This is a genomic window from Neobacillus citreus (assembly GCF_018343545.2).
In the GTDB taxonomy this organism is placed as follows: domain Bacteria; phylum Bacillota; class Bacilli; order Bacillales; family Cytobacillaceae; genus Neobacillus; species Neobacillus citreus.
On the sequence record NZ_JAGYPE020000009.1, the window covers coordinates 61,620 to 87,203 of the forward strand.

Annotated in this window: 24 protein-coding genes and 1 pseudogene; 3 read left to right on the plus strand and 22 right to left on the minus strand. The window is 37.9% G+C overall.

The window, feature by feature from the left end; translation table 11 throughout:
* Positions 1-92: 92 nt before the first annotated feature.
* The 11 genes and pseudogenes from KHB02_RS07370 to KHB02_RS07420 all read right to left on the minus strand — a co-directional run bounded on the left by KHB02_RS07370 (position 93) and on the right by KHB02_RS07420 (position 10,548).
* Positions 93-311 (minus strand): hypothetical protein, encoded by a 219-nt coding sequence (locus tag KHB02_RS07370; RefSeq protein ID WP_213145768.1) that lies wholly within the window; start codon positions 309-311, stop codon positions 93-95.
* A 324-nt stretch (positions 312-635) separates the two neighbouring features.
* Positions 636-1,574: a fumarylacetoacetate hydrolase family protein gene (locus KHB02_RS07375; protein ID WP_213145767.1), complete on the minus strand. Its 939-nt coding sequence runs from the start codon at positions 1,572-1,574 to the stop codon at positions 636-638.
* Between the two features lie 28 nt (positions 1,575-1,602).
* Entirely contained in the window at positions 1,603-3,219 is a 1,617-nt protein-coding gene (locus KHB02_RS07380; RefSeq protein WP_213145766.1) for a class I adenylate-forming enzyme family protein, read from the minus strand.
* A 35-nt stretch (positions 3,220-3,254) separates the two neighbouring features.
* Positions 3,255-3,896: pseudogene (locus KHB02_RS07385) on the minus strand (ABC transporter ATP-binding protein); the annotation flags it as partial.
* An 85-nt stretch (positions 3,897-3,981) separates the two neighbouring features.
* On the minus strand, positions 3,982-4,728 hold the full coding sequence (locus tag KHB02_RS07390; protein WP_213145764.1) for an ABC transporter ATP-binding protein: 747 nt from the start codon (positions 4,726-4,728) through the stop codon (positions 3,982-3,984).
* A complete protein-coding gene (locus tag KHB02_RS07395) occupies positions 4,703-5,659 on the minus strand; it encodes a branched-chain amino acid ABC transporter permease (protein ID WP_213145763.1) in 957 nt (318 codons plus the stop codon). The genes KHB02_RS07390 and KHB02_RS07395 overlap by 26 nt, the downstream gene beginning before the upstream one ends.
* An 18-nt stretch (positions 5,660-5,677) precedes the next feature.
* Positions 5,678-6,532, minus strand: coding sequence for a branched-chain amino acid ABC transporter permease (locus KHB02_RS07400; RefSeq protein ID WP_213145762.1), 855 nt, complete (start codon positions 6,530-6,532; stop codon positions 5,678-5,680).
* Between the two features lie 66 nt (positions 6,533-6,598).
* Positions 6,599-7,489, minus strand: coding sequence for an isocitrate lyase/PEP mutase family protein (locus tag KHB02_RS07405; protein ID WP_213145761.1), 891 nt, complete (start codon positions 7,487-7,489; stop codon positions 6,599-6,601).
* Between the two features lie 20 nt (positions 7,490-7,509).
* Positions 7,510-8,709, minus strand: a complete 1,200-nt coding sequence (locus tag KHB02_RS07410) for an ABC transporter substrate-binding protein (protein ID WP_213145760.1) — start codon at positions 8,707-8,709, stop codon at positions 7,510-7,512.
* Between the two features lie 39 nt (positions 8,710-8,748).
* Positions 8,749-9,276, minus strand: coding sequence for a 3-isopropylmalate dehydratase small subunit (locus tag KHB02_RS07415; RefSeq protein ID WP_213145759.1), 528 nt, complete (start codon positions 9,274-9,276; stop codon positions 8,749-8,751).
* A 21-nt stretch (positions 9,277-9,297) separates the two neighbouring features.
* Complete coding sequence (locus tag KHB02_RS07420) at positions 9,298-10,548, minus strand: 3-isopropylmalate dehydratase large subunit (RefSeq protein ID WP_213145758.1); 1,251 nt, start codon at positions 10,546-10,548, stop codon at positions 9,298-9,300.
* Positions 10,549-11,016: 468 nt separating this feature from the next.
* Here KHB02_RS07420 and KHB02_RS07425 point away from each other — a divergent pair, with 468 nt between their 5' ends.
* Both KHB02_RS07425 and KHB02_RS07430 read left to right on the plus strand, forming a co-directional pair.
* Entirely contained in the window at positions 11,017-11,622 is a 606-nt protein-coding gene (locus tag KHB02_RS07425) for a TetR/AcrR family transcriptional regulator (protein WP_213145757.1), read from the plus strand.
* 88 nt (positions 11,623-11,710) lie between these two features.
* Entirely contained in the window at positions 11,711-12,667 is a 957-nt protein-coding gene (locus tag KHB02_RS07430; protein ID WP_213145756.1) for a phosphoglycerate dehydrogenase, read from the plus strand.
* A gap of 450 nt (positions 12,668-13,117) precedes the next feature.
* Here the strand turns inward: KHB02_RS07430 and KHB02_RS07435 are convergent, their stop codons facing one another.
* The 8 genes from KHB02_RS07435 to KHB02_RS07470 all read right to left on the minus strand — a co-directional run bounded on the left by KHB02_RS07435 (position 13,118) and on the right by KHB02_RS07470 (position 19,902).
* Positions 13,118-13,432: an Ada metal-binding domain-containing protein gene (locus KHB02_RS07435; RefSeq protein WP_213145755.1), complete on the minus strand. Its 315-nt coding sequence runs from the start codon at positions 13,430-13,432 to the stop codon at positions 13,118-13,120.
* Positions 13,433-13,577: 145 nt separating this feature from the next.
* Positions 13,578-15,308: a beta-N-acetylhexosaminidase gene (gene nagZ, locus KHB02_RS07440; protein ID WP_213145754.1), complete on the minus strand. Its 1,731-nt coding sequence runs from the start codon at positions 15,306-15,308 to the stop codon at positions 13,578-13,580.
* 299 nt (positions 15,309-15,607) lie between these two features.
* Positions 15,608-16,060, minus strand: a complete 453-nt coding sequence (locus KHB02_RS07445; RefSeq protein WP_213145753.1) for an OsmC family protein — start codon at positions 16,058-16,060, stop codon at positions 15,608-15,610.
* Positions 16,061-16,074: 14 nt separating this feature from the next.
* On the minus strand, positions 16,075-17,244 hold the full coding sequence (locus KHB02_RS07450; protein WP_213145752.1) for a cobalamin-independent methionine synthase II family protein: 1,170 nt from the start codon (positions 17,242-17,244) through the stop codon (positions 16,075-16,077).
* A 10-nt stretch (positions 17,245-17,254) separates the two neighbouring features.
* On the minus strand, positions 17,255-17,968 hold the full coding sequence (locus KHB02_RS07455) for a sulfurtransferase TusA family protein (RefSeq protein ID WP_213145751.1): 714 nt from the start codon (positions 17,966-17,968) through the stop codon (positions 17,255-17,257).
* 46 nt (positions 17,969-18,014) lie between these two features.
* Positions 18,015-18,377 (minus strand): DsrE family protein, encoded by a 363-nt coding sequence (locus tag KHB02_RS07460; protein WP_213145750.1) that lies wholly within the window; start codon positions 18,375-18,377, stop codon positions 18,015-18,017.
* A 42-nt stretch (positions 18,378-18,419) separates the two neighbouring features.
* A complete protein-coding gene (locus KHB02_RS07465; protein WP_213145749.1) occupies positions 18,420-18,659 on the minus strand; it encodes a sulfurtransferase TusA family protein in 240 nt (79 codons plus the stop codon).
* 475 nt (positions 18,660-19,134) lie between these two features.
* Positions 19,135-19,902: an SDR family oxidoreductase gene (locus KHB02_RS07470; protein WP_241113763.1), complete on the minus strand. Its 768-nt coding sequence runs from the start codon at positions 19,900-19,902 to the stop codon at positions 19,135-19,137.
* Positions 19,903-20,199: 297 nt separating this feature from the next.
* On the opposite strand from KHB02_RS07470, the gene KHB02_RS07475 reads away from it, so the two are divergent.
* Entirely contained in the window at positions 20,200-21,072 is an 873-nt protein-coding gene (locus tag KHB02_RS07475; RefSeq protein ID WP_213145747.1) for a LysM peptidoglycan-binding domain-containing protein, read from the plus strand.
* A 239-nt stretch (positions 21,073-21,311) separates the two neighbouring features.
* On the opposite strand, the gene KHB02_RS07480 is transcribed toward KHB02_RS07475, so the two are convergent.
* From KHB02_RS07480 to KHB02_RS07490, 3 genes are all read right to left on the minus strand, one after another.
* Positions 21,312-22,718, minus strand: coding sequence for a hypothetical protein (locus tag KHB02_RS07480; protein WP_241113764.1), 1,407 nt, complete (start codon positions 22,716-22,718; stop codon positions 21,312-21,314).
* A 209-nt stretch (positions 22,719-22,927) separates the two neighbouring features.
* On the minus strand, positions 22,928-24,739 hold the full coding sequence (locus tag KHB02_RS07485) for an acyl-CoA dehydrogenase family protein (protein WP_213145745.1): 1,812 nt from the start codon (positions 24,737-24,739) through the stop codon (positions 22,928-22,930).
* A gap of 14 nt (positions 24,740-24,753) precedes the next feature.
* Complete coding sequence (locus tag KHB02_RS07490) at positions 24,754-25,524, minus strand: citryl-CoA lyase (RefSeq protein ID WP_213145744.1); 771 nt, start codon at positions 25,522-25,524, stop codon at positions 24,754-24,756.
* Positions 25,525-25,584: the final 60 nt, after the last annotated feature.

Here is a 25,584-nt window from a genome sequence, read left to right on the forward strand (position 1 = left end):
AATAAGGTCTACCATAAACGGTAAACCTAGCTTGCATTTAAATGTTTTGCCATATAGTGTTTATTCTCATGTTTTCCTTTTTACAGTTTCCTCTAATCACGTTCTCTAATTAGTAAGTTTTCCATACTTAGCTGCTCCATCTCTTCTGTTTTAGGGGTACTTAACTTAACTAGATTTGGTTCTTCTCGCTCAAAATGCTTCTTCAATTGTTCTTCCGAAAACATTTTTTCAATCGAACTGCTATCAAGCCCCTCGGCCATTGCTAATTGGATGAGCTCATTTATTTTTTCTGCTAATTGTTTTGTATCCATTCGTTTTTGGTAGTTGCTTTCTCTAAAAAGCTCCTCAAAGGACGTGAACAGCCTCGCATTTCCTTCAAAAATGGGGTCAGTCCCCCATCACACTAAAGTGTTAACGCGCCGGGGGGCTGACCCTTAAATTCCAAAATTAGAAAAAGGTAACATCAAGTACTGATGATACCTAGTTTATAAAATTGTTTAAACTTCTAATTTAATTGAATAGCCAATATAATTGCTTCTGATTAATAATGTTACAGACCCATAGCTTATTAGAAGAGGATACTAAGGGTCATACAGATGTACTGCTGTATTATGTCTTTCAAATTGCCAGCAATTTTAATTACTTTCAGCCTTTTTTACTTTATTTTGAAGAACTCCCATTTTTTCTATTTCAATTCGAACAATGTCCCCATCTTTCAAAAATACTTGAGGATTTCTTGCTACTCCAACGCCTCCAGGAGTACCTGTTAAAATCACATCTCCTGGATCTAGGGTCATCAATTCAGACAAGTACTCTATTAGACTTTGAACAGTAAAAATAAGATTGGAAGTGTTGGACCTTTGTCTTTCTTCACCATTTACTGATAAGGAAATTTCTAATCGAGAAGGATCTTTAATTTCGTCCGATGTTACAATCCATGGACCCATTGGTGCTGTCCCGTCTACCGATTTTCCTTGAAAGAATTGGGTTGTTCGACGTTGAATATCGCGGTATGTCACATCATTACAGATGGTATAACCTGCTACGTAATCTAGCGCAGTTTCTTGAGGAACATTTCTGGCCCGTTTTCCGATGACAATTGCCAATTCCGCTTCATAATCAAGTTGTTCAGAAATTGGATAAAAAGGAATATCATCTTCAGGTCCTATCACCGTATTTGCAAATTTAGCAAATAAAACTGGGTATGTTGGTAAATCACGGCCCATTTCAACTATGTGATCGCGATAATTATGACCAACACATATAATTTTCCCAGGGTTTAGGATTGGCGCACAAATTTTTATGTCCGATTTGTTTAGGAGTAAAGGGATATCATTTGGATTATTTTTAAGAGCAAATTGAACCGCCTCTTTTGCAGCATCCATACTCTCCTTCCCACCTTGAAGGAATTCAACCATATTATCGGGGAGACATACCTCTGCTACTCGGTTACTAAAAAACTTCCCTTCTTTTTGTAATTTGGCTTTATAAGCGGTTTGAAGATCAATGACAACTTCCCCAACTATTGCCCCAATACTTTTCCGGCCATTATTAGCAAATGATACTAGTTTCATTTTTTCCTACTCCCCAAAAGTTGTATTATTAATGATTAATAATATGGTGCGAGTTTCTTAGTGTTTGTTTCAGGACTTTTCCCCCTGCATTCCGAGGCAACTGATCCATAAACTCGATATACTTAGGAATTTTAAATTTCGCAAGCTTTGCACTGCAAAATTCTTTAAGCTCATCCTCAGTTGTTGATTCTCCTGGCTTCAATACAATGGCAGCCTTTACCTGTTCCCCGTATTTCTCATCTTCTACACCAAATACGGTTGCTTCTAGTACTTTTGGGAATGAATACAACACATTTTCCACTTCAATACTGTAAATTTTTTCTCCCCCGCGATTGATCATGTCCTTTTTCCGATCAAGAATATAGACGTAACCTTCGTCATCCATTTTTGCTAAATCCCCGGTCCTTAGCCATCCATCGACAATGGCCTCAGTTGTTGCCTTCTGGTTTTCCCAATATCCCATCATCACTTTTGGTCCTCTTATTGCAAGTTCACCGATTTGATTTGGTCCTTTTGGATTTCCATTTTCATCGATGATTTTACAGTCCACTAATGGTACTGGCAGACCAATTGATTCTGGTTTTCTTAAGGCGTACTCATCAGGGAGCAAAGTATCTAATCCATGACCTTCTGTTAGTCCATACCCATTATGAATTTTCGCTTGCGGGATTTTTTCTCTAAGTAACTTGATTAATGATACAGGGGCTGGTGCACCTCCATAAAGTAAGGCCCGAACTTGCTTAAAATCATCCGGGGCAAATTCAGGCGAAGTTAGAATAAACCAATACATGGTTGGTACCCCTACCAATACAGTTGGTTTATATTGTTTTATCAAATCAATCGCTTTAGCTGTTTTAAAAGTTTTCATTATGAATACCGGAATTCCCCGATAAATAGAACCTAAAAATTGCAGCATACCAGTAATGTGGAAAATCGGGACGGCTAATAATGTGCTATCATCTTCTTGGAGTTGAAAGGTGCATGCAAAATTCATCCCTGTACTAATTAAACCACGATGTGTCAAAATGGCACCTTTTGGGGTTCCGGTTGTACCCGATGTGTATAAAATCGAACAGGCCTGGGTTTCGGCCACAGAAAGATTGACCGGTTCAGCATCGTATGGTTTGAGAAGAGTATTAAAGGTTAATACCCCCGGGCAACTAGGAGCCTCACCTAAAACAAAAATAGATTGGATGGATGGTATGTAATCCATAATTTCGTTCATTTGCGGCCAAAATTCACCATCCATTATTAAAAGCTTTGACTTCGAATTATCCACTTCATGGATAATTTCGTAGCCCGTTAATCTGGTGTTTAATGGAACTGAAATGGCACCGATCTGTGCGATGGCAAAAAAGCATATAGGGAACTCAAGTCCGTTACTCAATAATAATGCAACTCTATCACCAGCTTTAATTCCAAAACGATTTGCCAAATTAACTGCAACCCGATTGACTTTCTCACCCAGTTCACCATATGTAAGACGATTTTCCTTATATACTAAAGCCAATCGGTTGGGGAACTGTTTAACCGTTTTCCAAAACATTTCGGCAACGCTTGTTGATCGATTTTTAAAAACTGGAATTTGATTTTTTTCTCTAACAACTTGAAATTCCTCAGCTAAATTTTCGTTCCAATATGACACTTTATTTTCCACCTCCAGCAAAACATAAAAGGATTTTAAGCTTTTAATCCCATATACTTCGTGCTTAACTCATCAACGGAAACTGAACCAGCTTCTCCGGACCAAATAAATTGGCCTTTTTGCATGACACTCATTTGATCAGCAATTCTTAAAGCATACCCAATTTCTTGATCGCAAAGCAAAATCCCCATATCATGGTCTGCTTGATCTAATAATCTCCTAATGCTTTCGTAAACTTCCATACGTAATTTAGGAGATAAGCCCATCCCTGGTTCGTCCAATAACAATAATGAGGGTCTGCTCATCATAGCTCTAGCTATGGCCAGCATTTGTTGTTCCCCCCCGCTGAGCATCCCTGCTTGCTTATTCATTCTTGTTTCCAGAATCGGAAATAGGTTTAATAAATATTCTAACTCGTTCGTTTTTTTCTTAATGCCCAAAACCCCGATACTTAGATTTTCTTTAACGGTTAAATCACCAAATATAGCCCTTCCTTGAGGAACGTGAGCGATTCCAGATTTAAATCGGTTTGTCTTGGCAGTAAATGCTGCCTTGTTAAATGTAAGTGATCCTGTATATTGTGCAGTTCCATAGATTCCTCTTAATAATGAAGTCTTTCCAGCCCCATTTGCTCCAACAATAGCAAACACTTTACCTTTAGGGATCTGAAAGGACACACTATTTACCGCTTGAAGTTTCCCATAAAAAACAGATAAGTTGCTAACTTCCAGTAATTGATCAACTTTTTCTATGGTTTGAGTTTTAACCATTGCTTTCACCTATCCATGCTTGGATTACTTCCTTTCTTTGAAATACCTCTTCAGGGCAACCGGTACACAAAAGCTCCCCGCTTTGTAAAACGACTACATTCTGACAAAGAGTGGATACAAAATTTACATCATGCTCAACAACTAATAGACTAAAATTTAATTCTCGTTGTTTCATGAGAATCATTTCGATCATTCTACTTTTCTCAAAATCGTTTAACCCCGCTGCCGGTTCATCCAAAATTAACACACTTGGCCGTTGTATGAGCGCACATAGAAATTCGACAATTTTCTGTTGCCCATAGGACAAATCACTAATCATATCGTCTAAATCTATTGATTCATTTTCAAGTAGTTTTTGTGCTTCTTTTTTTATGTTCTTTTCTAATGTGAATAGGTTTTTCAAATTTGTTTCGAATGATTGATGGGCCGCAATATAAAAGTTATCCAAAACCGTCAATTCATTAAATAATCCCAGATTCTGAAATGTCCTGATTATTTTGTATTTAGGTAAATCCTGTGGATTTTCTTTATTCAATAACTTATTTGCAAAGGTAATTTCTCCCTTGTACCGTTTCTCAAACTGGGTAATGCAGTTAATGACAGAAGTTTTTCCTGCTCCATTTGGTCCGACTAATCCTATTCGCTCTCCCTCTGATAATGAAAATGAGATATCTTTTAAGATCGAGACTCCACCAATATTTAACTGAATCTGGTTAACTTGCAACTGGTTTGCTTTCATTTACCGCTACTCTCCTCCTTTTCATTACTATTGAAATAAGCCCAATAAGCCCTGAAGGAAACAGTAATAACGTTACACCCATTCCAATTCCTAATCCAAGCTGCTGCCATTGAGCAAGTCCAAATACATTAAATAATGCTGGAACCAGCACTAAGAATGCTGCCCCTAAAAGAGAACCGGCAATACTTCCTCTGCCACCTACAATGGCCATGATTAGAAAATTCACGCTAACCATTACTTGAAATAGTTCAGGTGTGATATATCCAACCACTACACCATAAAGGCTGCCAGATATGGAAGTTAAAATGGCACTAAGAACAAATGCAAGAACTTTATACTTTACAACATTAATACCCCGCGCTACAGCTCCATGTTCAGACAATCTAGTTGCGTGAAAAGCCCGCCCTATAAAGGAATTTGCAATTAAAGTGGAAACAAAACCAATGATAGATGCGATAACGATAATAATTGCAACCTCAACACTGCTGGCATTTTCTTGCTCCACTAAAGGTAAAACGGACAATCCTCCTGTCCCCCCTGTAATCTCCATACCTTTTGTAACTTGAAGTAATAATAGGGGTAAGGCTAGGGTGCCAACTGCTAAATAAATATCTTTGACCCTGATTGTTAAAAAACCAACTATAAAGGCAATGATTCCAGATAGGGCGGCACCAGCAATAATGGATAAAACACTATTAACTTCCAAACTTTGCAATATTCCAAAGACATAGGCTCCTACTCCGAAAAATGCGGCATTTCCTAATGAAATCTGTTCCGTATATCCTGTTAGAAAATTCATTCCAATCGAGGCCAGAGAATAGACAGCCATTAACCCCAGTAAATAACAGAAATAAGGAGGGAGAAAAAATGAAGCAAGGATTCCCAAAACCAGTAAACTACCCCATGTAATTATTTGCGTCTTTATGGACATAAAAATTAAATTCCTCCTTTAAACCCGTTTTTCACGAATGGATGAGAATAATCCTTCTGGTTTAATCACTAGCACGATAATAACGATTAAGATTGGAATTATTTCTCGTGATATGCTCCCGAACAAGCCACCCGTAATGCTTTGTACAACTCCCAATAATAAACATCCGAAATAGATCCCTTTTGGATTATTAAGTCCCCCAAGTACGGCACCAATCAGTGCAACCATAAAAGGTGTGCCCATTAAGTTATGGGTTAAAAGCAATTTGGGAGCCGCAATTAAACCTGTGATACCCCCAATAAATCCGGACAAAATAGCTGTAATCATTACAATCTTGCCAACCGAGATTCCTATTGATAAAGCGTGGGATTGATTACTTTTAATGGCCCGTATCCCGACTCCCCAAGAGGACTTCATGACAAAAACATGCAGCAAAATGGCAACGAATGCTGTAATTACAAAGATTACCGCATCCCAGGAACTTATGATTCCTAAATTCATTTGTGGAATTGGAGCTTTTGGAAATGGATGGTCTTGTGTACTTAAACCTACTGTTAATATAGGAAAAATGATATACATAGAAGCCGTTCCAATCGTAGAGATGATTGAACCATGTTTTAATAACGGTAATACTAAGATTCTCGTGATAAGAACGGTGAATAGTACTGTTAGCAAAATAATTTCAATCGCGGTAAGCAAGTAAGAGGTGTGAAACCATTCCATAGTAATGATCCCAACGTACATGGAAAAAGTGATTGTCTCCCCAATTGCGAAATTAACTACACCAGTTGTCATAAATAATGTGCTTATAGCAAAGCCAATCAAGGCATAAATGGAACCGTATATAAGACCATCTATAATTAGCTGTAACATTTGATCTATCGTACCTCCTTACATATTTGTTAGCCCCAGATGTTTTACCAACTGGGGCTATTTCCACTAGCGTCCAAACACTTTCTTTTCATCAGGAAGGTACTTGGCCTCCAACTCGCTAATAATAGGCATTCCTAGGAATTGAACTAAGCTTGTATGATGCGTCTGTTCAACTGGCATGTTTCTCATGGTTTTGGTTTCGGCAATATGTTTTACTGCTCTAGTTGCTGCTGCATGTGCTGCATTCACTGTAGCTAAGGCAAAATGAGCAATCTTTGGACCGATAAATTCGATTTCTTCAAATGTCAATTGCTCCAACCATCCTACAATTACAAGTGATACTGGACAATCAACACTTTTTACAAATTCCCTTAATTGTTCTTTTGTCTTAAAGGCTTTCGAAATAGGTTGGACTAAATCCGCTCCTGCATCACGATACAATCTTGCCCTTCTAATTGCTTCCTCTGGATTCGTGGCATCTGTTCTTGCAATTATGACCGTATCCTGATTCAGTTTGCCTTCAGCAGCAGCTCTTATCTTTCCTACCGCTTCTTCAATTGGTAGGATACTGTTAGTTTCATCTACACAGATTGGGCATCTTTTCGGACTGATCTGGTCTTCAATAATAACACCAGCAGCACCAGCACGCTCAAATTCTTGTACCGATCTAATAATGCTTACCGCATTACCGTAGCCGGTATCGATGTCGGCAATGACCGGTTTGTTTACTACGGCACAAGCATTGTGCACCACATATACATTATCTGATCTAGTATAAAGCTCCACATCAGGCAGACCTAATTGATGAGCAGAGATGGCAAATCCACTTGTTAAAATGCCATCAATTTGCTCCGTTTGATCAGCAATTTTCGCCATTAGAGCATCCCCAGCCCCAATGGTTGTAAAAATTGAACTTTCGCTTAGTCTCCTTCTTAATTCCTGTCCCGTAGCTGCCATTTTAACTCTCCTTCTTTTTTTTAATTTTCTTCTGGTTCGAATAAACCATCTTTTAGAATAATAATAGATTCTGTCGTTTGCCCACGTCGTGCTTTTTCACCTTCATCCAATTTTCCAAACGAAATTGGATCTCCTATTTTCTGATCAAAACTCTTGATTTTCTCTGTCGCCTTAAGAAGGGCTTCTGGTGTAAAGTCATTACCCACCTTTTTTGCAGCTTCGATGAACACTAAGGCTGCAGAAGTACCCATTAACGAATTGCTAGATGGATTCGATAATTTATATTTTTCATGTAAGTCACGTACCCATTTCATGTTATCAGCAGTAATAGGATAATAACTGCTGCAGCTGATAATACCCTCTCCGTTTTTACCCACTAACTTAATCCACTCAGGACTATTTAACCCAGATGGACCTAAGAGTGCAGGTTTGAAATTCTCATCCGCAGCTGAATTCACAAATGATGCCGCCTGGCTTCCTAATGCATATAAGATAACGGCATCCGGTTTTGCTTCTTTGATTCTGTGAAGCTGTGTAGACATCTCACTCGCTTTTGGTTCAAATGTTTCGACAGCAACAAACTCTAATCCTAATGACTTCATCTTTTCTTGAGAAAATTTAAACGCAGGCTCACCCCAGCTGTCGTTTTGATAAACGAACGCAATTCTTTTGGACTTGAGCTTTTTCACTGCATATTCTACCAATGTTGGTCCTTCCACAGATTGTGGTGCAGGTAAAGCAAATAATGATTTTTGCGGAGGGTTGGAGATCGCATCAGAGATGCTTAATGCACCAATAACCGGAAAATTCTTAGGATTCAGATATTTCGCGGCGGATTTTAATCCTTCCGTCCCTAAACTACCTACAATAGCAACAGCCTTTTCGTTATCAACCAAATACCTTGTATTAGCTAGATGTTTAGCTGGGTCATACGCATCATCCATTGGAATAAACTTAATTGGCCGCCCATTTATTCCACCTTCATCATTTGCATCGTTGACAACAGCTTGTATCCCATCTGCTACATCTTTCCCCATGTACCCCAATGTACCTGATAAAGGAAGAGAAGCCCCAATGACGATAGGTTTTTTATCTGACCCTGATCCTTTACTTGGTGTCGCTGATGTGGAAGAACTGCCCGTATTTCGATCTGCACAGCCAACTAAAAAGATGAACAAAAAGCAGATATAAAATAAATACTTTGTTGATTTTCTTATCATGGTATTACCCCCTATTATTAATGAAAGAATGTTTACTAATTAACCATTTTTGCTAACATTTGAGGATAACCTATTGGAGCGTAAGTAGTTGATAATCCCTCCATGCTTAACCATTTCCTTAGTCTTTTGTGGAATGGGCAAGCATTTAATGGATACTCCACTATTTTCATTCTTGATTACTTCATGATCCCAATCCAAAGTGAGTGTATCCCATCTTGACACATTCCTTAAGATATTAGGACATTCAATCAAAGGAAACCCGTTGGTAGTCTCCCCGCGATAGAAACCGGGTGCAAAAGATTCTGCAATGACTCCACTAATTCCCAAAGCTCTCAAGGCTATAAATGCAGGATAGTGAGGGTGACCATAACCAAAATTTTCACCGCCTATAATGAGATCACCTTGTTTCACTTTATTTGCAAATTCAGAATCATAATCTTTCATACAAACAGATTTTAAGATTTCTATTTCTTTTATTTTAATATTAGATACACCTACAATTAAATCGATATCAAAATTAGGTTCGGTGAATATCCATGCTGCTCTGCCTTTTATGACCGGAAGCATAATGTTCCTCCTTCCATGTTTTTAGAAAAATTCCCTTGGATCAGTAATTTTCCCATAGATTGCTGACGCTGCAATGGTATAGGGGCTTGCCGTATAAATATTGGCTTTCGTGCTCCCCATTCTGCCAGGAATATTTAAGGTTCCCGTTGATAGCGCATTTTCTCCGTCTGCTAAAGCACCTAATCGCCCCACACAAAAATCACAGCTTGGAAAACTAACTAGAGCTCCCGCCTCAATTAAATGTGTAGTTATTCCCATCTTTGAAATCTCCGCCTGTATTTCCGTTGAGGTAGGTACAGCATTTAAACGAAAACCGTCCATTACTTTCCTGCCTTTTAGAATGGAAACAGCTTGTTCGAAATCTTTGACTCTGCCGCTTGCACATGAACCAATATAACCTGAGTGGATTGGAATACCCAAAACATCGGTGATAGGAACAGTATTTGCAGAAGATGGTGGAACTACAATTACAGGTTCTATGTCTGTTAAATTAATTTGGACTATTTTTTCATATTGGGCATCTCGGTCTGGAACTACTTCTTGGTATCCAGGTAAACCTCGTTCATGAAAGTAATTGTAAACCCTTTCATCCGTTTCCATAATGGAGGAAATTCCGCCCAGAAACATGGCTTGATTACATAGAGTCATTCGTTCATCCATATCAAGAGACCTTAAACCCTTACCACCATATTCAATCATACAGGCTCTTGCACCCGCCGGTCCGATCCGTTGAACAATTGTATGAAAGACATCTCTAGCAGTAACTCCAGGCTGGAGACTTCCTTCCAGTTCAATACGGACTGTACCTGGTACAACTAAAGATACTTGTTCGGTAGCTATTGCTTCAATCATACTATTTCTAATGCCAATCCCAAGACAACCTAGAGCCCCAACTGTGCTGATATGGCCATCAAAATGAACCACGAACTGATTTGGGCGGGCATACCCCATTTCCATAATAACTTGATGACCAATTCCTCTACCTTCAACAAGTCTTATTCCATTTTCTCTTGCAAACCGCCTTGTTCCTTGATGTAATTCCTGTTCTTTTGCTGTAGAGGCTGGAACAAAATGATCAATGAAAAAAATATATTTTTCTTTGTTGGTAACCCTATTAATCCCTAGTTCTCTTAATTGTTCTTCATATTTGTCGATGTATCCTGGATAATCATAGGCGGTGATGATATCAGGTGAAAATAGGGCTTCATCACCTGCTTGTACTGATCTTCTAAGATTATTTGATAAAATTTTTTCAACAACTGTCTTTCCCATACATTTCTCCTTTCCTTTTTCTCGAAAGATTACTAGATAAAAGCCAATGTTGCTTATCAAGCGTTTTACCGAATCCAGTCATTGACTCGATTCATTTAATAACCCAAGTATATCCTTTGTTGGTTTTATCAGTCAATACAGAAAATTTTGTTTATTTTCAATATTCATTCCAAAAATATATTAAAATATTTAATAACTAGGACTTAAACTTAACAGATTCAGTACTATCAACTCTTATCCAATTTTAATTACTTTATTAATCTAAAAAAAAATCTCAAAAATTAATCAACCCAAGTCATTGACCTGGATTGATTTAAATTTTTCTTTCATGTAAAATCATTTGTAAATTGAACAATCTTTAAATATTACCTTGATTTTTATGGTTTTAATAGAATTCTTCATCCTAGTTCATCTCATTCATCCAAAAAATCAAAATGAAAAATTAGATATATGAAAGGAGAGAATTTAATGACAAAAAAAATGACATCACGCCAATTGAAAGCCCTTGAAACAAAAAAGGCCATTTTTGAATCGGCACTAAAACTTTTCAAGGAAAAAGGGTACGATAATGTATTAATAGAGGATATTACTTCAGGTGCTGGAACATCAAAAGGCTCATTTTATACCTATTTTAAATCTAAAGATGAGGTTTTTATAGAGTATTATAAAAATATTGATGATTTATATGAGAAGTTCTATTTAGAAATTAAGGATAAGCTACCTCCGCAAGAAAAACTAATCTACGTCTTAACCGAAGGTATAAAGCATTTAGAAAAATTAGGTTCAGAGGTTTTAACTATTGTTTTACTAAATCAACTCTCTCAAAAGGATACTGCCCCATTTGTTGTGAATGAAGATAGGACAATCAATAGGATTGTTAAGGAAATAATTGAGGAGGGTCAGGAAGTTAATATATTCAGCAGCGATATGACTTCAAATGAGTTGACTTTTTTGGTCCTGCAATATTATAAAGGTATTTTTCTTGATTGGTGTTTACTTAAAGGCGAATTTAATTTCTTAAGTGTCGGGGAGAACGGTCTTAGGTGTCTTATAAATGGTATGAAGGTTTTTTAATATAGAAAGCGATTACAACAGATCTTAGTATCCACTCTTTTTAACCTGAAAGTTATTAATATATGAATAGCTAGGAGTGAAAAGTGAAATGTTTAAAATTATCTCCACCTCTCCGACATTCGGAAAATATTCTAAAGAGCCGGTTGAATTATTAAGAAGAAATGATTGTGAAATTATCTTTTTATCTAGGCAGCAAAATCCATCCTTTAATAATGAATTTCTTTCTGCACTAAAAGATGCTGATGGATTAATTCTTGGCTTTGAAAAAATAACGGAAGAAATACTTTCTTACGCCCCAAAATTAAAAATCATAGCAAAGCATGGGGCAGGTGTAGATAATATTGATATTTCAGCCGCACAAAAAAGAGGAATTGTGGTAGCAAATGCACCAGGGGCTAACCGCCATGCAGTTGCAGACTTTGTTTTCGGGCTCATGCTCTCCCTTTCGAGAAAGATTAATGAGTCAAGCCTTGTAGTCAAAAATGGAAATTGGATAAATATTATAGGAAACGATATTTACGGTAAAACATTAGGTATTATAGGGACTGGAAAAATAGGGAAAGAAGTAATACGCAGAGCAAAAGGTTTTAATATGAATATTATTGCTTTTGACCTTTATCCTGACCGAACGCTTGAGCAATTAAATTTAGTGAAATATGTACCATTTAAAGAAATCATCCAATCTGCTGATTTTATTACCATTCATACCGATTTCAATAATAAATCCGCTTCCATGATAGGTAAGAACGAGTTTGATCTAATGAAAAATGAGGCATTTTTAATCAATACTGCTAGAGGCGGGATTGTTGATGAGGATGCTTTGTATGAAGCACTTTATTTTAATAAAATTAAAGGTGCTGCCCTAGACGTTTTTGAAGTGGAACCTATAGGAAAAAACAAACTGTTAGAGTTAGATAACTTCATCGCAACTCCACACATAGCGGGTTATTCGGAAGAGGCATTAGTGGAGGTTGGTTTCATTACTGCAAGAAATATTATGAATGTTCTAACTGGTTTAAATTCTGAATATGAAGTAAAAGTTTAAAATAATGCTACGAAACAAACTAAGAAACTATTTTTCATTTAAAATGTCTTGAATTCCTCATTTTGGCCCAATTATTCAACACACTTAATAAACCGAATCAAGCAGCATCCCATAAAGGTACTGTTGATTCGGTTTTATTTTTAAAAAAAATCCTTTTGTTGGCATCGGCAAAGTACCTTAAACTAATTGTCAACCTCTTTCTTTAAGTTAATTTTCTTTTAGTGCAGTATCCATTTTGATTTTATCAACAAGAAGGCCATTCAATTGACCTAGTGTCAGTTCTACTAAACACACATTATGATCAGCACGCTAATTCATTTCCCCTGAGGGCCTTAGGTTACTTCACTGAAGGTCTGTTCAATATGCGGACATGAGGGCGGCATGACAAAAGACGATTGTCCTCTAATCTAATAATTCCTCGATTTGTGATTGCATGGCAAACTCTCCTTATCATTTAGGATTCTGAAGCTTTTTGCTTTCTTTCCATTCAGCATACTTTTCTCGAAGGCATGATGCACATGGTCTGAATCCAGCTGCAATCGCGGTCTCCTCGTCCGCAAAAAACACGCGATTCTGTACATAGCCCCCTTTGGCAATCGCCCGTAATGCTGCCGGGCAATCCATACGTCCGTAGACTTTTGTTTTTCGGTGGCCGCCATATGTACCTGGAATTTTACTCTGATAAGGTTTCTTATACGGACCTAGAAGTGTATATGTTTTATCTTGCTGCCCGCTTTTTTGGATTTCCTCTTTGTTATCTAGCATTTTGGGAACCCCCTCCAACTATACAAATATCCAACTCAAATTTATTTGGATTCGATTACATCCATTTGGTCGACATAATATAATTATTGTTTTATCCGTTTGGATTTGTCTTTTTATTTATATTTTCACTAACCTATCTGAATAATTAATGTAAATAATCATTCAGAAGACTATTGATGGAGTGATTTATTTCATTTATGTTAGGATTTTCTACTTTCGTATCAGTAATGCTATATTTCCTTTTTAGTTGAATAATTCTTTCTATACTTTCATTTAATCTTTGTTCGGAAATTTCCCCATTTTCAACAGCCTTTTTTAAAGAGGAGGTAATCTTTACAACATTATTATAATCATGTCCTATTAAAATAATATCGCTTCCTGCCTTTACTGATTCTACTGCTGCTTTGCCTATATCAAAATGTTCTGTAATCGCCCCCATTGTCATATCGTCCGTTATGATTACTCCCCTGAAACTAAGTTGTTTTCTAAGAAGATCCGTCATGACAGCTTTTGACATGGACGCAGGATTGGTTTTATCCAATTCAGGCAATAAGATATGTGCGACCATCACCACATCTGCTCCATCATCAATCGCACGTTCAAACGGAATTAACTCTAGTTGTTTAAGTTCCTTAAGGCTTTTATTAACGATTGGGAGATCCAGATGGGAATCAACCGATGTATCTCCATGTCCAGGAAAATGCTTAATTGTAGGAATGACGTTTTGCGACTGAATCCCTTTCATCGTTTGAATTCCAAGTTTGCTTACTATTTCTGAATTGTTACCAAATGATCGATCCCCGATCACAGGGTTATTTGGATTGCTGTTAATATCAAGAACAGGTGCAAAATCGAGATTTAAACCAAATTCTTTTAATTCTTGACCTAAAAGTGTTCCGACTTTATAGGAAAACTCAGGATCATTTACCTGTCCAATCTGACCATTTGGTGGAAAATTAGTTAGTCCACCCGGCAATCTGGTCACACGTCCCCCCTCTTGGTCTGCACTTAAAAAAAGCGGTAGATTCGAAATGTTGTCAGTCTTCAGCTGATTCACAAGTTGAACGGTTTGTTCAGGGGTTTCAAAATTATTTTTGAAAAAGATAATTCCTCCGACATGGAATTGGCTTAATAATTTTTGGGCGTTTGTATCCATTGTTGTCCCGGAAATCCCAGCAAGAATCATCTGACCTATTTTTTCATCTACACTCATGTTAGAAATTACTTTTGAAATGGTTTGATTTTCTTGTTGATTTGATGTTTCTTCAACCTGTGTAAAGAGTGAGATATGCTCAACTTTAGGATTTGGTTCCTGCTCTGTTGCTTTAGGCAAAACCCATAATAAATCAGTGGACGTGTTTGCATGATAGACAAGTATCATTTGGTCATGAGTTGAATCTTTATAATATCGAATATCATCGGGTTCTCCACCCGTTTTCTTAATTTCATTTAAAGTGATCTTTTGTAGTTCGGAGTCATAAGACCGTATATCATTCACAGTGTTACCGGCATAGCCGATTGTAGATTGATGACTTTTGTATTCCTCATACCTGCCTTTAGCAGTTTCCGAGACATTGTCTGATTTTCCCCACTCTTTATTTACTTCCTTCCATCCTGTTTTACCGGAGACAAAAGGAATGTTCGGAACCTTACCTTCCTTGGATAAGGAAAAGGTTTCGTCTACTAATTTCTCATTTGAATTCTGATTATCCTTTTTAGTATCGGATGGCTTCGTTATAATTGTGCCTTCTTTGCCTGGCGTCTGTTCGGTATCATTTACTTTGATTGCATAATAAACTCCAATGATTAAGGCAAACATTAAAAGTAGAATCGTAAAAATCCGCAGCTTATTTCGAGTAGCCCTTTTTCTTTTCATTTTCCAATTCCCCTTTCTACCATCCTTTTTTTCTATCCTTATTTCATTAAAGGGCGCGATTATAGAAAAAAAGTAAGAGGTTGATATATATTAGTCATGACTAGTATATGTCAACCTCTATTGTATACTACTCTTATGAATTAGGTCTTGAATCACCGTTTTGCCGAATTTTATTATAACATCTTTAACCTGAATTTACTGTTTGGAAATGTGTGCGTTAGCAATATGTTAGCATTTATTAAAAACGTTGAACAAAAAGGTGATGAATCCTAATTGATTCATCACCTTTTTTATAGTTCTTATATTGTCACAGATGCTTTTAACCAGTGGTTTTCTATTGAAATTCCTGCATCTTTAATGGTACGGAAGACTGGACAACGTAAATCTATTGCCTCTTTTAGTTCATCTATTCTGTCCTGAGACTCAGATGTTTCAACAGTGGCTTTAATGACCACCTTTTCAAAATATGGTTTCACCTCTAAATTCCCCATTAAACCGCTAATATCAAGATCACCTTCAACCTCAAATGAAATTCCTTGAAGGTCAAAGTTCATTTCTTTCGCAATGATTTGTGCCATTACGTTTTCACAGCCAATAAGTGAGGCTAGAAAAGTTGAAAGAGGGTCAATCGCAGAATCTTGTCCGCCCATTGTTACCGGTTCATCAATGGCAATTTTATGCTTGCCTGCAACGGAATCTGTCCTCATGCCATTTCCAATTCCTTGTACCTTTACTGTCATTTGTTGTCTCATATTTTCATCCTTTCTTAAACACTTACCGTTTCTCGAAGTTTTTTAGCAGCAACTGCCATGACTTTTAATTTTTCAAAAGCAATTTCATCACTATTCATTGGTCGTTGTGCAAAGGTACCAAAACCACAATCTGGATTTAAAAAGATTTCAGCATCAGGCAGAATCACCCTTACTTCTTCTACCCGTGCGACAATATCGTCAACAGATTCAACCGTAACTGTTCTTGGATTTATTACACCAAATCCTAATGATTTTCTGCCAATGCTCTTAATCGCATCAAGTTCACCTGCTCTTGGTGTCGCAAATTCAAGAGCTAACTGGTCTACATTTGCCTGTTCAAGATAAGGTATTAATGGAAAATACGGACCACGAAGTAAAATTTCATCGTCAGTACTCCAATTCCCACGGCAAATATGAATGCCAATGGTGGAACCTCTTCCTAACATTCCATCGGTAATTTGATTAATTAAATCTAAAGCAAACGATAACTCCTCTTCTGCATCCGCTTTTGCTGTCAGCGCACCGCACATGAAGGTTCTGTTTGCATTCTTTTGCGTAAACACCACTTCTGTTAAGACAGGCTCATCAAATTGTATAAAATCTACTCCTGCAGCAATGAGGTCTTCCAACTCTTCACGCAGTACCTTGACAATATCAACAGCCAAATCCTCTTTTGTCGGGTATGCATCAACTGATAGTCCTTCCACCCACATCGACCTAGTTAACAGATAAGGACCGGGTAACGTCACTTTAATCGCTTTGTCAGTATGTTGTTTTAAAAATAAAAAGTCGTTTAATGCCAGTGGTTTCTTGCGGCTAATCTTGCCTATTGCAGCCGGATTAGACATTGAAAAAGCCGGAACATCTAATGTTCCTAGAATTTCTTCAAAACTCGATTTATCTTCTACATAATCTAGTAATTCAGAAACACTTAACATGCGAACATTATTCAAATGTTCAGCGACAAAGGAAATATAATTATCTCTCCGCTGCTCACCATCAGAAACAATATCAATGCCTGCTTCTTCCTGCCATTTCAAACATTGTAATACAGCTTGATTGGCAACGTTTTGAAATTCTTCTTCACACATTCGACCTGCCCGTAAATCTCTCATGGCCCGTAGTACTTCTTTCGAACGCGGCCAACTGCCAATGACGGTGGTAGGAAACTTCGGTAACATCATATTGACCTCCTCAATAGACAATCATAAATTCTATTCTAATCTTGACTGATTGTTTGATAGTTTGATAGATAGGAGATCTTTCGAGCGTATTTTCCCACAGTTTTTCTAAATCATCTTCTGAATGTGGTGAAGAGACGTAAAAACTCCCGTTTATCTCTTGAATTCTCGGACTGCCTTCATCTTCTATTTCCAGGTGGTATAAAACATTTTCTAACCCTGCTTTAATAGACACCTCTAATTGGTCGATTTCAATCTTTCTTCTTGAGGCCTGTGCCTTAAAGCCAACCGTTAAATCTGAGGCAAGCGCACCTAGCAGGTAATCGATTGCACTTGGTGCTTCGACTTTTGAACCAAAATCGGCAGGTTGACCGACCACAAACGTGTGGTTTCGTGAATGAACTTTTGCCTTTAATGCTTTTTCAGCCTTCACACGGACGTTCCATTTATATCCTTTTGCAGCTTCTAAGTCCGCCTCTAATTCTTCTTGTTTTCCGCCTTTTCGTATGAAATATCTCGTTGTCCCATCACCCGGCTCCGAATTTAGAAATTCATGATTAACCATCCGGCACCAAGCAGGTAAATCATCTGCAACCGTGCGCTCACGGCTGCGAACCTCGAGGATTTCTCCTGCTAATAAAGGGTCCATTGCTTTTTTAATAATAAGCAATAGACCAGAACCGCAATCTAAATCTCCACCATCACAAACTCTTTTTGGGTTCTCCACAATAATCACCTAATTCCACAGCGATATATCAAACTTGCTTTCATTATTAATAGGTTATAGACGCAGCGCCTTGCGTTAAGAATTCAACAACTTTTGCTCCGCCCACAATCGTAGCACCTTCAATTAAATCTTCTTCGGTTAAATTACGCTTTTTGTAACAAGGGCTGCATACCCAAACGCTACCACCAGCTTCTATAAATTGGTCCATAAGTTGTTTTAACGGTGCAAATCCTTCTTCATGAATATCATCAGCATAGCCTTTAGAGCCTAAGTAAGCGCCTTCAACATTTAAAAAGACAACCGTTTCTTGACCTGATGCAACAGCCGCATTGGCTACAACAAAACCCACGGTCGCTTTATCCTGATCGTTTTTTGCATTTGTTAAACTTACTAAGAATTTTCCAGACATTATAGTTCCTCCTAATAATCTATTAATATTTAAAAGGCTATTTCAGCCTTTTTTAATAAAGTAATGACTAATTTTCCCATTATCCTCCCGCTGCAATAAATGGTGCTTTTGCAATCGACACCATGCCGGGATATCCTCTCGTGCACCAGGGTCATAGGAGATGACTTCAATGATTTCTCCACTATTCATCTTTTTCATTGTTAGAAACAAATTCATAATTAACTCTCCGCAGCCTGTTGGACCCGCATCATATGTCAATAGTGGTATATATGGCTGTCCCATTTTTTTCTTTCCCTTCCAACTATATTAAACTATTTGCTTTTTTAACCTTCTCATTTATTATAGATTGGTTATTTTTCCTATATACACTTTTAATATCGATTAAATAAATCAGATTCAATCTATTTTATCAATACAAAGACCAAAAAGCTGATTACACCAGCAAAAAAAGAACTACTCCCTATTTATAGGAAGTAGTCCTTAATTGTGAACACTTTTTTACAATTACGAGGAAGCCTCCTTTTACTTTTTTACAGCATCCTTTTCTCGATTAATTCCCGCCCTCTAGAATCAAGTTTTCAGTATTCTTCTCCTTCCACGATTTTTGCAAAGTCATCCAGTGTAGTTGAATACTTCACATAAATCCGTGGCAAAAGGTAAAGCTCGTCCTTAACCCCCTTTTTAGAAGAGGCCTCAGTTTTTTTCTTTCTCTGGCCATGCCCATAGATATTGTAATTCAGTATAATCTTCGCATAAATTAATTAAAAATATCCCGCTTACTAATCATAGATGTGGCAAATCGCCACATGACCTTTGGTTTGGTCAGCCATTGGATTCTTGCATCATTGTTTTGATTTTCAAGCACTTTCGCGGCAAGGAACTTCGTTACCGGTTCGACCTTGTCGCCCAAGATGTTGAAGATTTTCCGGTTATGTTCATCAAGCGATTTTCGTAGAAAGTCTGTCGCGACCATTCCTGGACTTAATGTCCCCACTTTTATATTTGTCTGCTTGGCTTCAATTGCCAAAGAGCGGGTAAAATAGCTGACGGCACTTTTGGATGTCCCATATAAAGTCATCTTTTCGCGCATCATTCCATTGCTGCCAAAGCCCTCCATGTTAAAAATTTGGCCGGAACCTTGTTTTAGCATATGATTAAAGGCAACATGGCAGCCATTCATAACACCTTTAAGGTTCGTGCGAATCACTTTATCATATTCCTCTTCGGCCATTTCCCAAAAATACTTTCGCTCCTGATCAATTCCTGCATTATTAATCCAAATATCAACAGTTCCAAAATGTTTTTCGGCATAAATCCACAATTGTTCTAATTCGTCTCGATTATCGACTCTTGCTGCATATCCTTCAACAGTATCAGGATTTATCTTTCTTAAGCTTTGCAATGATCGCTCAACACTTTCCTGGGATTGTCCGTTTATCGTTACCCTGCATCCCGCCAGTAAAAATTCCCGGGCCAGTCCATAACCAATTCCTCTTGTACTTCCAGTGATGACAACATGCTTCATGTTCTCGCCAACTCCATTTCCATGAAAAAAATCGATTATCTTCATTATAAATCTTTTTTTTCAGTGGTCATATGCTGCTTGAAGTGATAATTATTTAAATTTTGTGAAACTTACTCCCAGTTATTTATTACCTTTCTATGCGCTCCATTGATTGATTAAATCTGTGGTCCGGGCTCATATAACCTTTAGATCAGAATGATATCATGTACCCATTTTTTATTTTCCGATAATAATTGGGCTTATTTATCAGAATCAAAATGTTCTTTCCCTCGTCAGTATAAATGAGGTGAAAATAAAATGAAAAAATTTAAACGGTTCTTGCAGGCTGCCCTTTGTACATTGTTGATCGGGTCGGTATTTTATTTCGGTCAGGAGAGCACATTCGCTAAGGACAATTATATTGTTATAAAGAAAGGAGACACATTATATAGCATTTCGAAAAAATACCATATTTCCGTTGGAGATTTAAAGGAATACAACCAACTAACTAGCAACAAGATTATTGCCGGCCAAAAGTTAATGATTCCAGATTTTGAACAAACCAAACCATTATATGTTGTCATTGCTGGTTCATTCAGCAAGAAAACGAATGCAGATAAGCGGGTTGCTTTTTTGAAAAAGAAAGGAATTGATGCGATTGTCGTTAAAAAAGTCATGAATGGCAAAAACTTTTATCGTGTTCAAGCGGGTGTATTTTCCAAGAAATCCAATGCGGAGAAAATGAAGAAAAAGGTAAAGAATATCGGGATTAAAGATGCTTTTCTTTTATCTGAGAAGCCGCTTCATATAAACGGAATCACTCTAGGATCATCTTACAATCAGCTCCTTCAAAAATTCGGGCAGCCAACCAAAATAGAGAATGATAAGAATACTAGGTCGCTTTATTATCAAAACGAAGGTGCCGGGGTCCGGATAAACTTTATTGCAGCCAATGAATCGATTGAACAGCTGCAGGTATACCCGGAATTTTTAAATACTACTTCCATCCCCTCTGACAAAAACAAAATCCTCGATACTTACGGAGACCCAAATGAAATAAAGACCGTTACCTGCTATGAGAGTGCTAGTTGTGAACAAATGATTTATACATTTAATAAAAGCCAATTGATCGTTCAGATTGATCGTGATGGTAAGACTGTTCAATATTTGGATTTACGAAAAACTAAATAATAAAATTTAACTGAACGGCGTTCACTCTTCTCTTGGCATTTAGATGTTTCAACTTGAATCCGTTCATTACAGTCATATTTATTAAAGGATTCAGTAAAAATTACTGAGTCCTTTCTTACTTCCCGAATTGGTATGAATAGCTTCAATTGCTTTTCGAAAGGTCTATAGATGTAACAAGCCCAATCCGGCCACTGCCGGTATTAATAACTTCCAATATTCAACAATAGCCAATTCTACTTTTAATGAATCAAATAAACAAATGTTGATCCAATTATAAGCATGATTAACAAAAATACTCCGTTCCACCGTAACCCAACGGAAAGGCTAGATTTCCCTAATAATCTACTTACAAGTAAATTAATAGGATTAATTGGACTTAATACGGAAGATAAAGACCAGGACAGCATCAACAATAATGCCAGTACCTCGGGTCGTGTTCCTAGCATATTCGCGTCCATTTGTGTGACCAGGGCTGAAACGACGACTAATTGATGAACCCCAATAAAGGTAAGGACCAGGATTGTTCCGGCAACAACGAGGATGAAAAGCAAAAAAGAAATGGAAGCTGTATGAGTTAGGAAAAGTTTAATACTGTCAGCCGCAGCTGTTCCAATCAATGCTTTAGAAAAAAGGCCAGCGCTGATAAATAAAACAATTTCATTTTTCATATTAACAACAGATGTATTTTTAAAAATAACAAACTGTTCTGTAAAATCCCTCCATTTCCCTTTCGCTACAGCCCAAAGAACAGGAAAGGTAATTGATACTAAACTCACCAAAAACAACATTGACCATTTGGTTAAAAATTCAAGAAGGAAGGTCATTCCTATGATCAGAGAAAACAGTCCGGCTAAATTAAGCATTTTTCTTTTATGACTTTTATCTTGTTGGACATCAAAATATTGTTCTTCACTAGGTGTCACAAAGGGTCTGATGACCTGACTATCTTTTCTACGTTTTAACCAAATCCAAAATAATAAATTTCCGGTGACTAACTGGATAATGGCAAGGGTAAATCCTAACGGTATGTAATGCAAAATAGGAACTTTTAGTTGATAAAGAACCAGGGCAACAGATGCGTAATAGGGAGACCATAGGATCACAGATGAAAACCCCACCAGATAGGATTTTGCAAGTATTTCAGGGGCAAGTTTAAAACTTCCAATCAGTTCATGCAGGATTCGAATGGTACCAAGATTCAATACCGGTCCTAGGCAAAACAATAAGATCGATATGCTGCCAAATAATTTTCTTAATTGATAAGCTAATTTCTCTACAAAAAATTGAATGGAATGAAGATACCCCCCGAGTTTCATAGGAATTGTTAACAGAGGAACCAGAATAATAAGACTTAATAAAGGAAGATAGGAGAGTAAGCCTTTCACTGTCCCCTCAATCGCCGCGCCTTTATAAACATTTATAAAGAATCCGAGCATAAACATACAAATACTAAAATAACGAGGAAGAGGCTCGGCTTGTTTAAGGTTGGATAAAAAAACAACGATGGTGAAGGATGCGAGGAAATAATCAAAGATATTGGAATGGGTAAAATTGTGAAGAATATAGAGCAAACACATGGCAAGGATCAGTAAACTTTTCACTTGTATATTTTCTTTTGCTCTAAGCATTAACCTGGTTTCCAACAATTTTTTCAACTCCGTCAAATAAAATTTCTTTTTCATCAGCGCGACTAAGGAAATGAATCACCGATAATAGGGATAGCCCCCATTAGGAACACTTGGAAGTTTTGGCTGCTTTTTAAATGGGGACTATTATATTTTTTGAAAGAACCTATTTTTGGGTGCGGAGCATCAACTATCCTATCTCTTGCTTTTATTGCGGATCCTCAACTCTTTTACTTAGTTGGCGCTTTAGATGATACTTTTACATTATTCTCCATCACGGTCAATAATGGATCGATAATATTTTCAGGAATGTTCTCCCAATCGATAATCGCGTCAAGCCATTCATTTACGTTCTTATCAAAAATACCCGTATCATCCTCCAGGTGTAAGTATCGTTGAAAATAATGGATAAATAGACATAATTTTCGATAACCGCCGTTGGACGAAAGCTGAAATTCCGCTTCTTGAAGCAGCAGGCTTGCCGTAAATAGATGGTACATACGGTTCATAAACCGTTTCGCGGAAATTTCTTGTTCAAGTGATCTTTCCTTGACAATTTGATCTACTTGTTCTTTGAATTTTTCCATTTTCCATCGGCAAAGTTCGGCTGCACGTTGCACATGAGCATTTTTTAAACCTGACAGCCGCTTTTCCAAATCACTAATAAAAGCCCTTCCGCCATCATCCTTGTGAATGGCTCTTAACACATCCAAAGCCACGATATTAGTTGTTCCTTCCCAAATGGAGCCGACATGGGCATCTCGAACGAGCTTTGGATTTACCCATTCTTCAATGTAGCCATTGCCCCCGCGAATTTCCATTGCCTCTGCCGTTACATATCGTGCCTGTTTGCAAACAGTCCCTTTTAGCAAAGGGGTTAAAATCCGAAGCAGTTTTTTCGATTCTTCGTGATTACCCTCAGCCTGATCAAAGACATGGGCTGTGTAAAAAATGGCCGATGAGGCTGCCTCCGTCATAAGGAGCAGTTCAAACAGGCTCTCTCTCATTAAAGGCAAATCTATTAGGGCCTGACCAAATGCCTTTCTTCCTCTTACTGTCACCAGCGCCTCTGTAAAACTTCGTCTCATCATGGCTGCAGAACGTACTGCATTAGAAAGCCGGGAGGAATTGACCATCGACATCATTTGTTTAAAGCCACTGTCAAGATTTCCGATGACATAACCAACCGCCCCTTCAAAAGTAACTTCTCCGGAGGCCATATCCCTTGTTCCTAGCTTATCTTTTAACCGGTTGATTCGAAATCGATTTCGCTCACCGTTTTCCAGTTTTTTAGGTACTAAAAACATGGCCAGACCTTTGGTACCAGCACTCGCTCCTTCTGGACGTGCCAGTACCAGTGCAACATCCGCAGATACGTTTGAACAAAACCATTTATCCCCCCAAAGCTCCCAATGGTCACCTGCCTTTTTAGCTGTTACAGTATTGGAACCTACATCTGATCCGCCTTGCTTTTCTGTCATGAATTGCGCACCAGTCCAATGTTCACTTGGATCGGTACTGAGCATTCGAGGTAAGTATTTGTTCTTTATTTCAGGACTTGCATATTGTTCAATGACTCGGGCCGCTGAATCTGTCATACTCATTGGGCAGCAAAGTCCAAACTCGGATTGCGCAAATAGATACCAAAATGCATATTTTAACACTCTCGAAAAAGGAGTCGGCCACCCCATCACACCTGGTCGATGGGACATGGCTACTAGCCCAAATTCACCATAACCGATTTCCTCCATTCGATGATAGGCCGGGTGATATTTTACAATATCAACTCTCTCCCCTTGTCGATTGTAAGGGACTAATACCGGAGGATGTTGGTCCGCATCACGGGATAAGCCATCTAACTCAGTACCTGCCACGTCCCCTAATTTTGATAATAGTGGAAGTGCTTTTTCATATTCATCCTTCGAAACATAGAAACGCATTAATAAATCTAAGTTTGGATCATCAAGGAAAAAATTAAGTCCCTCCGTCTCTGGCATTCCCCCAAGCTTAGGTTCCAGGCTTAGCAAATGATTATTCTTCAAGAATAGAACCTCCCTTAACCTCGATAGTCCGTATGTTCTTCGATATAGTCGAACAATTGCTGTCCGAAACTTTCTTTTCTTCCCACTTCAATTTCTTCTACAATATGGGCGACTAATCCGACAGCCCGTGCAGCAACCGCAAACGATTTGACAATCCGATAATCAATCCCCATGTCGGCCATAATGGCGCCAATGGCACCAACAGCATTTAGGGTAACCGTCTTTCCTTTTTTCTCGCAAAATTGTCTATGAATCTCATTAAGAAGCTGTGAGTTTTTTCCATTGAACCCCAACTCTTCCGCGATTGCAAATAACCTGATTGTTCGAGGATCTTCAGGTTTATGAACGGGATGACCAAATCCGGGAAGCTGCTTTCCGCTTTCCTGCCTCTCATTAATTACAAGAGAGGCGATTTCTTGCAGATCTCTTTCCTCTCCAAATTTTTGAAAGGCATCCTGAAGCATTTCTGCAACATATTCCATTGCCCCAAGATAAACAGTTCCCGCACCAAGCAACCCTGCCGCAACAGCTGATTGAACAGATTCGGGTGCTCCTAAATAAGTCAGCCTTGTTGAAATAGAGCTTGGAGTATACCCATGCTCGCAGATGGCTACTAATAGTGCGTTAAGCATCTTGGATTCATTTTCTGTCGGTTTCCGATGCATCGCTCCGAGAAATGCCATATCAGCCAGAGTAATTTTTCCGATTAAATCTTCTGTTAGGTCATAACCGTGAACAAAAATTCGATCACGGGTTGATTTACCAATTTTCGTTTGAAATTCCATTGTTAGCTATACCTCCAAAATTTTATATTTTTGAAGCACATTAGCATGTTTTTAACTCCT

Excerpts from the sequence above, each read along its gene's own strand:
- KHB02_RS07445 (WP_213145753.1), bottom strand. The coding sequence starts at position 16,060 with ATGAGACAACAAATGACAGTAAAGGTACAAGGAATTGGAAATGGCATG.
- KHB02_RS07420 (WP_213145758.1), bottom strand. The coding sequence starts at position 10,548 with ATGGGAAAGACAGTTGTTGAAAAAATTTTATCAAATAATCTTAGAAGA.
- KHB02_RS07375 (WP_213145767.1), bottom strand. The coding sequence starts at position 1,574 with ATGAAACTAGTATCATTTGCTAATAATGGCCGGAAAAGTATTGGGGCA.
- nagZ (WP_213145754.1), bottom strand. The coding sequence starts at position 15,308 with ATGAAAAGAAAAAGGGCTACTCGAAATAAGCTGCGGATTTTTACGATT.
- KHB02_RS07465 (WP_213145749.1), bottom strand. The coding sequence starts at position 18,659 with ATGGGACAGCCATATATACCACTATTGACATATGATGCGGGTCCAACA.
- KHB02_RS07430 (WP_213145756.1), top strand. The coding sequence starts at position 11,711 with ATGTTTAAAATTATCTCCACCTCTCCGACATTCGGAAAATATTCTAAA.
- KHB02_RS07435 (WP_213145755.1), bottom strand. The coding sequence starts at position 13,432 with ATGCTAGATAACAAAGAGGAAATCCAAAAAAGCGGGCAGCAAGATAAA.
- KHB02_RS07405 (WP_213145761.1), bottom strand. The coding sequence starts at position 7,489 with ATGGCAGCTACGGGACAGGAATTAAGAAGGAGACTAAGCGAAAGTTCA.
- KHB02_RS07390 (WP_213145764.1), bottom strand. The coding sequence starts at position 4,728 with ATGAAAGCAAACCAGTTGCAAGTTAACCAGATTCAGTTAAATATTGGT.
- KHB02_RS07490 (WP_213145744.1), bottom strand. The coding sequence starts at position 25,524 with ATGGAATTTCAAACGAAAATTGGTAAATCAACCCGTGATCGAATTTTT.
- KHB02_RS07415 (WP_213145759.1), bottom strand. The coding sequence starts at position 9,276 with ATGCTTCCGGTCATAAAAGGCAGAGCAGCATGGATATTCACCGAACCT.
- KHB02_RS07410 (WP_213145760.1), bottom strand. The coding sequence starts at position 8,709 with ATGATAAGAAAATCAACAAAGTATTTATTTTATATCTGCTTTTTGTTC.
- KHB02_RS07400 (WP_213145762.1), bottom strand. The coding sequence starts at position 6,532 with ATGTTACAGCTAATTATAGATGGTCTTATATACGGTTCCATTTATGCC.
- KHB02_RS07470 (WP_241113763.1), bottom strand. The coding sequence starts at position 19,902 with ATGAAGCATGTTGTCATCACTGGAAGTACAAGAGGAATTGGTTATGGA.
- KHB02_RS07450 (WP_213145752.1), bottom strand. The coding sequence starts at position 17,244 with ATGATGTTACCGAAGTTTCCTACCACCGTCATTGGCAGTTGGCCGCGT.
- KHB02_RS07370 (WP_213145768.1), bottom strand. The coding sequence starts at position 311 with ATGGATACAAAACAATTAGCAGAAAAAATAAATGAGCTCATCCAATTA.
- KHB02_RS07425 (WP_213145757.1), top strand. The coding sequence starts at position 11,017 with ATGACAAAAAAAATGACATCACGCCAATTGAAAGCCCTTGAAACAAAA.
- KHB02_RS07395 (WP_213145763.1), bottom strand. The coding sequence starts at position 5,659 with ATGTCCATAAAGACGCAAATAATTACATGGGGTAGTTTACTGGTTTTG.
- KHB02_RS07460 (WP_213145750.1), bottom strand. The coding sequence starts at position 18,377 with ATGTCTGGAAAATTCTTAGTAAGTTTAACAAATGCAAAAAACGATCAG.
- KHB02_RS07475 (WP_213145747.1), top strand. The coding sequence starts at position 20,200 with ATGAAAAAATTTAAACGGTTCTTGCAGGCTGCCCTTTGTACATTGTTG.